At 65.7% G+C, this 12,484-nt stretch carries 6 protein-coding genes; all 6 read left to right on the plus strand.

What is annotated here, in order from left to right; all coding sequences use genetic code 11:
- Positions 1–143: 143 nt before the first annotated feature.
- The 6 genes from rpoB to tuf all read left to right on the plus strand — a co-directional run bounded on the left by rpoB (position 144) and on the right by tuf (position 12,408).
- Complete coding sequence (gene rpoB / locus SROS_RS05155; protein ID WP_012887824.1) at positions 144–3,611, plus strand: DNA-directed RNA polymerase subunit beta; 3,468 nt, start codon at positions 144–146, stop codon at positions 3,609–3,611.
- Positions 3,612–3,637: 26 nt separating this feature from the next.
- Positions 3,638–7,525 carry a DNA-directed RNA polymerase subunit beta' gene (locus tag SROS_RS05160; RefSeq protein ID WP_012887825.1) on the plus strand — a complete coding sequence of 1,296 codons (3,888 nt, stop codon included), beginning with the start codon at positions 3,638–3,640 and terminating at the stop codon, positions 7,523–7,525.
- A gap of 545 nt (positions 7,526–8,070) precedes the next feature.
- The gene (rpsL, locus tag SROS_RS05165) at positions 8,071–8,442 is read left to right on the plus strand and encodes a 30S ribosomal protein S12 (RefSeq protein ID WP_012887826.1); all 372 of its coding nucleotides are present in this window, start codon (positions 8,071–8,073) and stop codon (positions 8,440–8,442) included.
- Positions 8,443–8,444: 2 nt separating this feature from the next.
- Positions 8,445–8,915, plus strand: coding sequence for a 30S ribosomal protein S7 (gene rpsG, locus SROS_RS05170; RefSeq protein WP_012887827.1), 471 nt, complete (start codon positions 8,445–8,447; stop codon positions 8,913–8,915).
- 87 nt (positions 8,916–9,002) lie between these two features.
- Entirely contained in the window at positions 9,003–11,051 is a 2,049-nt protein-coding gene (gene fusA / locus SROS_RS05175; RefSeq protein ID WP_043654799.1) for an elongation factor G, read from the plus strand.
- Positions 11,052–11,214: 163 nt separating this feature from the next.
- Positions 11,215–12,408: an elongation factor Tu gene (gene tuf / locus SROS_RS05180; RefSeq protein WP_012887829.1), complete on the plus strand. Its 1,194-nt coding sequence runs from the start codon at positions 11,215–11,217 to the stop codon at positions 12,406–12,408.
- The last annotated feature ends 76 nt before the right edge of the window (positions 12,409–12,484 follow it).

The following is a 12,484-nucleotide window of genomic DNA, read 5'->3' on the forward strand; positions in this document are numbered from 1 at the left end:
GACTGAAGTGGACAGGTGTATGCCGTTCGGCTACACTGCCCCTTTGCGCTGCCCTTTGACGACCCGCTTCTTTTGGTGCTCTGATGCATGGTCGTCTGGCGTGCGTGTAGTCAGTCCGCCGCGAGCCCTCGGAAGGACATCTGTTGGCAGCCTCGCGCAACGCCTCCGCCGTACCCGCTGGTCCCCGTCGTGTGTCTTTCGCACGAATTCAGGAGCCGCTCGAAGTTCCTGATCTTCTCGCTCTCCAGACCGAGTCCTTCGACTGGTTGCTCGGCAACGAGAAGTGGAAGGGGCGGGTCGAGGCGGCTCGCCAGGCCGGGCGCAAGGACGTTCCGGCCCAGTCGGGTCTCGAAGAGATCTTCGAAGAGATCAGTCCCATCGAGGACTTCTCCGGGACCATGTCCCTGTCGTTCCGGGATCACCGGTTCGAGCCGCCCAAGTACTCAGTCGATGAGTGCAAAGACAAGGACATGACCTACTCCGCCCCGATGTTCGTCACGGCGGAGTTCATCAATAACACCACTGGTGAGATCAAGAGCCAGACCGTGTTCATGGGCGACTTCCCGCTCATGACCGGCAAGGGCACTTTCATCATCAACGGCACCGAGCGTGTCGTGGTCTCCCAGCTGGTCCGGTCCCCGGGCGTCTACTTCGACCGCAGCGTCGACAAGACCTCCGACAAGGACCTCTACGGCTGCAAGGTGATCCCCTCCCGGGGCGCCTGGCTCGAGTTCGAGATCGACAAGCGTGACAGTGTCGGCGTCCGCATCGACCGTAAGCGCAAGCAGGCCGTCACGGTCCTGCTGAAGGCGCTCGGGTGGACCAACGACCAGATCCTTGAGCGTTTCGGACAGTACGAGTCCATGCGCGCCACCCTGGAGAAGGACCACACGGCCGGCCAGGACGACGCCCTGCTGGACATCTACCGCAAGCTGCGTCCGGGCGAGCCGCCGACCAAGGAGTCGGCACAGACGCTGCTGGAGAACCTGTACTTCAACCACAAGCGTTATGACCTCGCCAAGGTCGGCCGCTACAAGATCAATAAGAAGCTCGGCGTCGACAGCGAGATCACGCAGGGGACGCTGACCGAAGAGGACATCGTCGCCACGATCGAGTACATCGTCAAGCTGCACGCCGGCGAGACCTCGATGGCGGGCGCCAACGGTGAGATCGTCGTCGAGACCGACGACATCGACCACTTCGGCAACCGTCGCCTGCGCACGGTCGGCGAGCTCATCCAGAACCAGGTCCGCCTGGGTCTGGCCCGTATGGAGCGCGTCGTCCGCGAGCGGATGACCACTCAGGACGTCGAGGCGATCACGCCGCAGACCCTGATCAACATCCGTCCGGTCGTCGCGTCGATCAAGGAGTTCTTCGGAACCTCCCAGCTGTCGCAGTTCATGGACCAGACCAACCCGCTGGCCGGCCTGACGCACAAGCGGCGTCTGTCCGCGCTGGGCCCCGGTGGTCTGTCCCGTGAGCGGGCCGGCTTCGAGGTCCGTGACGTCCACCCCTCGCACTACGGCCGCATGTGCCCGATCGAGACGCCGGAAGGACCGAACATCGGTCTGATCGGCTCGCTGGCCTCCTTCGGCCGGGTCAACTCCTTCGGCTTCGTCGAGACGCCGTACCGCAAGGTCCTCGACGGCCGGGTCACCGACACGGTCGAGTACCTCACCGCGGACGAGGAGGACCGTTACGTCATCGCCCAGGCGAACACGCCGATCGGTTCCGATGGCACGTTCCTTGAGGACCGCGTGCTCGTCCGCCGTAAGGGCGGGGAGTTCGAGTCCCTGCGGGCCAACGAGGTCGACTACATGGACGTGTCGGCGCGCCAGATGGTGTCCGTCGCGACCGCGATGATCCCGTTCCTGGAGCACGACGACGCCAACCGCGCGCTCATGGGCTCCAACATGCAGCGCCAGTCGGTGCCGCTGCTCAAGAGCGAGGCGCCGCTGGTCGGCACCGGCATGGAGTACCGTGCCGCGACCGACGCCGGCGACGTCATCACCGCCGACAAGGCGGGCGTGGTGGAGGAGGTCTCCGCCGACTACGTCACCGTGATGAACGACGACGGCACCCGCACGACCTACCGTGTCGCCAAGTTCAAGCGCTCCAACCAGGGCACCTGCTTCAACCAGAAGCCGATCGTCAAGGAAGGCGACCGGATCGAGGTGAACCAGGTCGTCGCCGACGGTCCCTGCACCGACGACGGTGAGATGGCGCTCGGCAAGAACCTGCTCGTGGCGTTCATGCCGTGGGAGGGTCACAACTACGAAGACGCGATCATCCTGTCCCAGCGTCTGGTCCAGGACGACGTCCTCTCCTCGATCCACATCGAGGAGCACGAGGTCGACGCCCGTGACACCAAGCTGGGCCCCGAGGAGATCACCCGGGACATCCCGAACGTCTCCGAGGAGGTCCTGGCCGACCTCGACGAGCGCGGCATCATCCGCATCGGCGCCGAGGTCGTCCCCGGCGACATCCTCGTCGGCAAGGTCACGCCCAAGGGCGAGACCGAGCTGACCCCCGAGGAGCGGCTGCTGCGCGCGATCTTCGGTGAGAAGGCCCGCGAGGTCCGTGACACCTCCCTGAAGGTGCCGCACGGCGAGCAGGGCAAGGTCATCGGTGTCCGCGTGTTCAGCCGCGAGGAGGGCGACGAGCTCCCTCCGGGCGTCAACGAGCTGGTCCGCGTCTACGTGGCCCAGAAGCGTAAGATCACCGACGGCGACAAGCTGGCCGGCCGTCACGGCAACAAGGGCGTCATCTCCAAGATCCTTCCGGTCGAGGACATGCCGTTCCTTGAGGACGGCACGCCGGTCGACATCATCCTCAACCCGCTGGGCGTGCCCGGCCGTATGAACGTCGGCCAGGTCCTGGAGACCCACCTGGGGTGGATCGCCGCCCGAGGATGGGACATCTCGGGGATCGAGGAGGCGTGGGCCGAGCGGCTGCGCGACAAGGGCTTCGCCGAGGTCGACCCGCGCACCAACATGGCCACCCCGGTGTTCGACGGTGCCAATGAGGAAGAGATCGTCGGTCTGCTCGACAACACCCTGGTCAACAGGGACGGCGGGCGCATGGTCGGTGCCAACGGCAAGGCCCAGCTGTTCGACGGCCGCTCCGGCGAGCCGTTCCCGCACCCGATCTCGGTCGGCTACATCTACATCCTGAAGCTGCTCCACCTGGTCGACGACAAGATCCACGCTCGTTCGACCGGCCCGTACTCCATGATCACCCAGCAGCCGCTCGGTGGTAAGGCACAGTTCGGTGGACAGCGCTTCGGTGAGATGGAGGTGTGGGCGCTGGAAGCGTACGGCGCCGCCTACGCCCTGCAGGAGCTGCTGACGATCAAGTCCGACGACGTCCTCGGCCGGGTGAAGGTCTACGAGGCCATCGTCAAGGGCGAGAACATCCCCGAGCCGGGCATTCCGGAGTCGTTCAAGGTCCTCATCAAGGAAATGCAGTCGCTGTGCCTGAACGTCGAGGTGCTCTCCAGCGACGGCATGTCCATCGAGATGCGCGACACCGACGAGGACGTCTTCCGCGCCGCGGAAGAGCTCGGCATCGACCTGTCTCGGCGTGAGCCGAGCAGCGTCGAAGAGGTCTGATCTAGAAGCTGAGGAGGGGAATACAAGTGCTGGACGTCAACTTCTTCGACGAGCTTCGGATCGGCCTCGCGACGGCTGACGATATCCGCCAGTGGTCGCACGGCGAGGTGAAGAAGCCCGAGACCATCAACTACCGGACCCTCAAGCCCGAGAAGGACGGACTCTTCTGCGAGAAGATCTTCGGCCCGACCCGGGACTGGGAGTGCTACTGCGGTAAGTACAAGCGCGTCCGCTTCAAGGGCATCATCTGTGAGCGCTGTGGCGTCGAGGTGACCCGCGCCAAGGTGCGTCGTGAGCGGATGGGCCACATCGAGCTGGCCGCGCCCGTCACGCACATCTGGTACTTCAAGGGTGTCCCGTCCCGTCTGGGATACCTGCTCGACCTGGCCCCGAAGGACCTTGAGAAGGTCATCTACTTCGCGGCCTACATGATCACGCATGTCGACAAGGAAATGCGTGAGCGTGACCTGCCCTCGCTCGAGGCGAAGATCTCGGTCGAGCGGCAGCACGTCGAGCAGCGTCGCGACGCCGACATCGAGGCCCGGCAGAAGAAGCTCGAGAACGACCTGGCCGAGCTGGAGGCCGCCGGCGCCAAGGGCGACCAGCGCCGCAAGGTCCGTGAGGGCGCTGAGCGCGAGATGCGCCAGCTCCGCGACCGGGCCCAGCGCGAGCTGGACCGTCTGGACGAGGTCTGGAGCCGCTTCAAGAACCTCAAGGTCCAGGACCTTGAGGGCGACGAGCTGCTCTACCGCGAGATGCGCGACCGCTTCGGCCGCTACTTCCGCGGTGGCATGGGCGCCCAGGCCATCCAGGAGCGTCTGACCAACTTCGACCTCGACCTCGAGGCCGAGAACCTGCGCGAGACGATCCGCAGCGGCAAGGGCCAGAAGAAGGCCCGCGCGCTCAAGCGTCTCAAGGTCGTGTCCGCGTTCCTGAACACCCGCAACTCGCCCAACGGCATGGTTCTGGACTGCATCCCGGTCATCCCGCCGGACCTGCGCCCGATGGTGCAGCTCGACGGTGGCCGGTTCGCGACCTCGGACCTGAACGACCTGTACCGCCGTGTGATCAACCGGAACAACCGCCTCAAGCGTCTCCTCGACCTCGGCGCCCCCGAGATCATCGTGAACAACGAGAAGCGGATGCTCCAGGAGGCCGTCGACGCGCTGTTCGACAACGGCCGCCGCGGCCGCCCGGTCACGGGTCCCGGCAACCGCCCGCTGAAGTCCCTCAGCGACATGCTGAAGGGCAAGCAGGGCCGGTTCCGCCAGAACCTGCTGGGCAAGCGAGTCGACTACTCCGGCCGTTCGGTCATCGTCGTCGGCCCGCAGCTGAAGCTGCACCAGTGCGGTCTGCCCAAGCAGATGGCGCTGGAGCTCTTCAAGCCGTTCGTGATGAAGCGCCTGGTCGATCTCAACCACGCGCAGAACATCAAGTCGGCCAAGCGGATGGTCGAGCGTGCCCGCCCGGTCGTCTGGGATGTCCTCGAAGAGGTCATCACCGAGCACCCGGTGCTGCTCAACCGTGCGCCCACGCTGCACCGTCTGGGCATCCAGGCCTTCGAGCCGCAGCTGGTCGAGGGCAAGGCCATCCAGATCCACCCGCTCGTCTGCACCGCGTTCAACGCGGACTTCGACGGTGACCAGATGGCCGTGCACCTGCCGCTGTCGGCCGAGGCGCAGGCCGAGGCCCGCATCCTGATGCTGTCGACCAACAACATCCTGAAGCCGGCCGACGGCAAGCCCGTGACCATGCCCACCCAGGACATGATCATCGGCCTGTACTCGCTGACCACCCTCAAGGACGACGACGAGGACGCTCCCGGCCAGGGCAGGGTCTTCGGCTCGGTGTCCGAGGCGCTCATGGCCTATGACCGGCGCGAGCTGGACATCCAGGCCAAGATCCAGATCCGGTTGAAGGGTGAGGTCCCGCCGCCCCGCGGCTGGACTGCCCCCGAGGGCTGGGAGCCGGGTGACAGCTACCGCCTGGAGACCACGCTCGGCCGCTGCCTGTTCAACCAGACGCTGCCGGCGAACTACCCGTACGTGAACTCCCAGGTCGGCAAGAAGCAGCTCTCGGCGATCGTCAACGAGCTGGCCGAGAAGTACCCCAAGGTGGAGGTGGCGGCCGCGCTCGACGCGCTCAAGGACGCCGGCTTCTACTGGGCCACCCGGGCCGGTGTGACGATCTCCATCGAGGACGTCATCTCGCCGCCCAACAAGGCGGCGATCATGGAGACGTACGAGCGCAGGGCCGACAAGGTCCAGCGCGAGTACGAGCGCGGTCTCATCACGGACGAGGAGCGCCGTCAGGAGCTCATCGAGATCTGGACGCACGCGACCAGTGACGTGACCGACGACATGCAGAAGGCGTTCCCGAAGACCAACCCGGTCTGGATGATGGTCCAGTCGGGCGCCCGAGGAAACCTGATGCAGGTCCGGCAGATCTCCGGTATCCGCGGTCTGGTGTCCAACACCAAGGGTGAGACGATCCCGCGTCCGATCAAGGCCTCGTTCCGCGAGGGCCTGTCGGTGCTGGAGTACTTCATCTCCACCCACGGACAGCGGAAGGGTCTGGCGGACACCGCGCTGCGGACCGCCGACTCGGGTTACCTGACCCGTCGTCTGGTGGACGTCGCGCAGGACGTCATCGTCCGTGAGATCGACTGCGGCACCGACCGCGGGGTCCCGCTGCACGTCGGCGAGCGTGACTCCCAGGGCAACCTGGTCAAGGCGGAGAACGCCGAGAGCAACGTGCACGGCCGCATCATGGCCGAGGACGTCGAGGTGGACGGCAAGGTCATCGCGTCCGCGGGGGTCGACATCAACGACACCCACGTCACCGCGCTGGTCGAGGCCGGAGTGGAGACCGTCAGGACCCGCAGCGCTCTCGTCTGCGAGGCCAAGATCGGTGTCTGCGCCACCTGCTACGGCCGCTCGCTCGCGACCGGCAAGCTCGTGGACGTCGGCGAGGCGGTCGGCATCATCGCCGCCCAGTCGATCGGCGAGCCGGGCACCCAGCTGACGATGCGTACCTTCCACACCGGTGGTGTGGCGGGTGCGGACATCACCCACGGTCTGCCCCGTGTGCAGGAGCTCTTCGAGGCGCGCGTCCCCAAGGGCGTCGCCCCGATCAGCGAGGCCGAGGGCCGGGTCCGGATCGACGAGACGGACAAGTCCCGCAAGATCGTGATCGTCCCGGACGATGGTTCGGAGGAGGTCGCCTACCCGGTCTCCATGCGGTCGCGCATGCTGGTCTCCGACGGGCAGCGCGTCACGGTCGGTCAGCAGCTGATCGCCGGTGCCGTCAACCCCAACGAGGTACTGCGCATCCTCGGCCCCCGGGCCGTGCAGCTGCACCTGGTGGCCGAGGTCCAGCAGGTCTACCGCTCGCAGGGTGTGTCGATCCACGACAAGCACATCGAGATCATCGTCCGGCAGATGCTCAAGCGCGTGAACGTGCTGGAGTCCGGTGACGCCGACATGCTGCCCGGTGAGCTGGTCGAGCGGCCGCGCTTCGAGCGGATCAACCGCGAGTGCGTGGCCGAGGGCGGTACGCCGGCCTCGGGCCGTCCGGTGCTGATGGGCATCACGAAGGCCTCGCTCGCCACCGAGTCCTGGCTGTCGGCGGCGTCCTTCCAGGAGACCACCCGGGTGCTCACCGACGCGGCGATCCACGCCAAGTCGGACTCGCTGCTCGGTCTCAAGGAGAACGTCATCATCGGAAAGCTCATCCCGGCCGGTACCGGCATGCCGCAGTACCGCAACATCCGGGTCGAGCCCACCGAGGAGGCCAAGGCCGCGATGTACACGGTCGGCGGCTACGACGGCTCCGCGGCGGACTACACCTTCGGTTCGGGCTCCGGCGAGGCCGTGCCGCTGGAGGAGTACGACTTCGGTCAGTACAACCGCTAGACGCCCGGTCGGTACAACCGCTGAGTGATCAAAGCCGGCGCCCGGTCCCTCCCAGAGGGGCCGGGCGCCGTCGCGTGTCCGGCCCGAGATCCGCGGATCTTTCTTGACCGGAACGTTGCGGGGAAAGCCGCGCCTTGATGAAGAGAACGGCCAGAGAAGTCCCCTACTGCCGGTAAACTCGTTATGGACCCAGCAGCGGTCGGCCGGAAACCGATCGCGGGAGTCACGACACGCACGCGGGCGCTTGTAACGGTGCTCGATGGGCGCAGCCGTTTTGACGTGTTGCGTTGGACTAGGTAGTCTTTCCCTTCGTGCCCGTGGCTTCATGGGCTCTCATGCGTGCGCGTCGACAGGTTTCCCACGGGGAGTCGGCAGAGGCGCCGTATGGCCTCCTCCACTGGCCTGGCCGAGGATGTGGCGCGATACATGCGCGACACGCCCGACCGCGTGGGTCGGAGTGGATGGAAAATCCGCAGGTCATGACACCGGCAGTGCCTGCAAAAAGCACAATATTCGAATCACCGGCAAGCACGAACGGAGACGCGGTGCCTACGATTCAGCAGCTGGTCCGCAAGGGCCGCCAGGATAAGGTCACCAAGACCAAGACCCCGGCGCTCAAGGCCAGCCCCCAGCGACGCGGCACCTGCATGCGCGTTTACACCACGACCCCCAAGAAGCCGAACTCCGCCCTCCGCAAGGTCGCGCGTGTCCGGCTCACCAACGGCATCGAGGTCACGGCCTACATCCCGGGTGTCGGCCACAACCTCCAGGAGCACTCCATCGTGCTCGTCCGTGGCGGTCGTGTGAAGGACCTGCCGGGTGTTCGATACAAGATCATCCGCGGCTCGCTGGACACCCAGGGTGTCCGCAACCGCAAGCAGGCCCGTAGCCGTTACGGCGCGAAGAAGGAGAAGTAAGAATGCCTCGCAAGGGTTCTCCTGGCCGTCGTCAGCTCATGGCTGACCCGGTCCACAACTCGCCGCTGGTCACCGCGCTCATCAACAAGGTTCTCCTGGACGGCAAGCGCTCCATCGCGCAGTCCATCGTCTACGGCGCCCTCGAAGGCGCCAAGGAGAAGACCGGCAACGACCCGGTCGTCACCCTGAAGCGCGCGCTGGACAACGTCAAGCCCACCCTTGAGGTCCGCAGCCGCCGTGTCGGTGGCGCGACCTACCAGGTCCCGGTCGAGGTGCGCGCCGCGCGCAGCACCACCCTGGCCCTGCGCTGGCTGGTGCAGTACTCCCGCGCCCGCCGCGAGAAGACCATGACCGAGCGCCTCATGAACGAACTGCTCGACGCCAGCAACGGCCTCGGTGCCAGTGTCAAGAAGCGCGAGGACACCCACAAGATGGCCGAGTCCAACAAGGCCTTCGCCCACTACCGCTGGTAACAGCGGGTTCGACGAGACGACGAGGACGCGAGAGAAGTGGCCACCACGACCGCTCTTGACCTGGCCAAGGTCCGCAACATCGGGATCATGGCCCACATCGACGCGGGCAAGACCACGACGACCGAGCGCATCCTGTTCTACACCGGTATCAACTACAAGATCGGTGAAGTCCACGAGGGCGCAGCCACGATGGACTGGATGGAGCAGGAGCAGGAGCGTGGTATCACCATCACCTCCGCTGCTACGACCTGCGAGTGGCTCGGCCACACGATCAACATCATCGACACGCCGGGTCACGTGGACTTCACGATCGAGGTGGAGCGCTCGCTCCGCGTCCTCGACGGTGCCGTCGCCGTGTTCGACGGCGTCGCCGGTGTCGAGCCGCAGTCCGAGACGGTGTGGCGTCAGGCCGACCGCTACGAGGTTCCCCGGATCTGCTTCGTCAACAAGATGGACCGGGTCGGCGCGGAGTTCCACCGCTGCGTCGACATGATGATCAGCCGCCTGAACGCGACCCCCGCGGTCATCCAGCTTCCCTGGGGCGTCGAGGCTGACTTCAAGGGCGTCATCGACCTGGTGAAGATGAAGGGCCTGCTCTGGAGCGCCGAGGCGGCCAAGGGCGAGATGTACGAGACCGTGGACATCCCGGCGGAGCACGCCGAGACCGCCCGCGAGTGGCGTGACAAGCTCGTCGAGACCGTCTCCGAGAACGACGACGAGCTGATGGAGCTCTTCCTGGAGGGCGTCGAGCCCACCGAGGAGCAGCTGGTCGCGGCCATCCGCCGCGCGACGCTGGCCAGCGCCATCAACCCGGTCCTGACCGGCACCGCGTTCAAGAACAAGGGCGTACAGCCCCTGCTCGACGCGATCGTCGCCTACCTTCCCGCCCCGATCGACATCCCGGCCTTCAAGGGCCACGCGGTCGGCAAGGAAGACGAGATCATCGAGCGTCACGCTGACGTCACCGAGCCGTTCTCCGCGCTCGCCTTCAAGATCGCGGCCGACCAGCACCTGGGCCGTCTCACCTACATCCGCATCTACTCGGGCACGCTCGAGACCGGCACCGCCGTGGTCAACTCGGTGAAGGGCCGCAAGGAGCGGATCGGCAAGATCTACCAGATGCACGCCAACAAGCGCGAAGAGCGCCCGTCGGCCGTCGCTGGTCAGATCGTCGCCGTCATGGGTCTGAAGGACACCACCACCGGTGACACCCTGGCCGACCCGGCCAACCCCGTGGTCCTGGAGTCGATGAACTTCCCGGCGCCGGTCATCAGCGTCGCCATCGAGCCCAAGACCAAGAGCGACCAGGAGAAGCTGGGCACCGCGATCCAGCGTCTGGCCGAGGAGGACCCGTCCTTCCAGGTCCGGCGTGACGAGGAGACCGGGCAGACGGTCATCTGGGGTATGGGCGAGCTCCACCTGGAGATCCTCGTCGACCGGATGCGCCGCGAGTTCAAGGTCGAGGCCAACATCGGTCGTCCGCAGGTGGCCTACCGGGAGACCATCCGCCGCAAGGTGGAGAAGGTCGACTACGTCCACAAGAAGCAGACCGGTGGTTCCGGCCAGTTCGCCAAGGTCATCATTGACATTGAGCCGCTGGGCGACGGAAACGACGGCTACGAGTTCTCCAACAAGGTCTCCGGTGGCCGCATCCCGCGGGAGTACATCCCGTCGGTCGACGCGGGTGCCCAGGAGGCCGCCGAGTTCGGTGTTCTCGCCGGCTATCCCATGGTCGGGGTCAAGGTCACCCTGCAGGACGGTGCCTACCACGAGGTGGACTCGTCCGAAATGGCCTTCAAGATCGCCGGCTCGATGGCCTTCAAGGAGGCCGCGCGCAAGGCGGACGCCGTAATCCTGGAGCCGATGATGGCCGTTGAGGTCACCACGCCCGAGGACTACATGGGTGATGTCATCGGTGACCTCAACGGTCGCCGCGGGCAGATCCAGGCGATGGACGAGCGCTCCGGCGCCCGCATCGTCAAGGCGCTCGTGCCGCTCTCTGAGATGTTCGGCTACGTGGGTGACCTCCGTAGCAAGACGCAGGGACGCGCGAGCTACAGCATGCAGTTCGACTCCTATGCGGAAGTGCCTGCGCACATCGCCAAGGAGATCGTCGCGAAGGTGCGGGGCGAGTAAGTCCGGCATCCGTTTCGGTGCGGGAGGCGAGGAGATCGCCTTCCCGGCGCCGAGGGGGTGCGGGGCGAGTAGTTTCTCGTCGGCCGGTCCTGAAAAGGCCCGGCCTCCCCAAGCCCAAGTACGAAGACGCAAGTCAAGTCAGAATCTCTAAGGAGACAGAGCAGTGGCCAAGGCCAAGTTCGAGCGGACCAAGCCGCACGTAAACATCGGCACCATTGGACACATCGACCACGGCAAGACCACTCTGACCGCGGCGATCACCAAGGTGCTCCACGAGCGTTACCCGAACCTCAACGAGGCGACCCCGTTCGACAAGATCGACAAGGCGCCCGAGGAGAAGGCTCGTGGTATCACGATCTCCATCGCGCACGTCGAGTACCAGACCGAGCAGCGCCACTACGCTCACGTGGACTGCCCCGGTCACGCCGACTACGTGAAGAACATGATCACCGGTGCGGCTCAGATGGACGGCGCGATCCTCGTGGTCGCCGCCACCGACGGCCCGATGCCGCAGACGAAGGAGCACGTCCTCCTGGCCCGCCAGGTCGGCGTCCCCTACATCGTTGTCGCCCTGAACAAGGCCGACATGGTGGACGACGAGGAGATCCTGGAGCTCGTCGAGCTCGAGGTCCGCGAGCTTCTCTCGGCCCAGGAGTTCCCCGGCGACGACCTGCCCGTCGTCCGCGTCTCGGCGCTGAAGGCGCTTGAGGGCGACGAGAAGTGGGGCGACAGCATCATCGAGCTCATGACCGCTGTGGACGAGAACGTCCCGCAGCCGGCTCGTGAGACCGACAAGCCGTTCCTCATGCCGATCGAGGACGTCTTCTCGATCACCGGTCGTGGCACCGTCGTCACCGGTCGTATCGAGCGCGGCATCGTCAAGGTCAACGAGACCGTCGACATCATCGGCATCAAGGACACCAAGACCACGACCACGGTCACCGGTGTCGAGATGTTCCGCAAGCTTCTCGACGAGGGCCAGGCGGGCGACAACGTCGGTCTGCTCCTGCGCGGTATCAAGCGTGAGGACGTCGAGCGCGGCCAGTGCATCATCAAGCCGGGCACGACCACCCCGCACACCGAGTTCGAGGCTCAGGTCTACATCCTGTCCAAGGACGAGGGCGGCCGCCACACGCCGTTCTTCAACAACTACCGTCCCCAGTTCTACTTCCGTACGACTGACGTGACCGGTGTTGTGAACCTGCCCGAGGGCACCGAGATGGTCATGCCCGGTGACAACACCGAGATGAGCGTCTCGCTGATCCAGCCCATCGCGATGGAGGACGGTCTCAAGTTCGCCATCCGCGAGGGTGGCCGCACCGTCGGTGCGGGTCGAGTGACCAAGATCATCAAGTAGTACGATCGCGGAGTGGCGGTCGGCCCTCGACGCAGGGCCGACCGCCGCACCACGAGGGGGCTCGTGCCGTACGGCA

The sequence above is a fragment of the Streptosporangium roseum DSM 43021 genome (genome assembly GCF_000024865.1).
In the GTDB taxonomy this organism is placed as follows: Bacteria; Actinomycetota; Actinomycetes; order Streptosporangiales; family Streptosporangiaceae; genus Streptosporangium; species Streptosporangium roseum.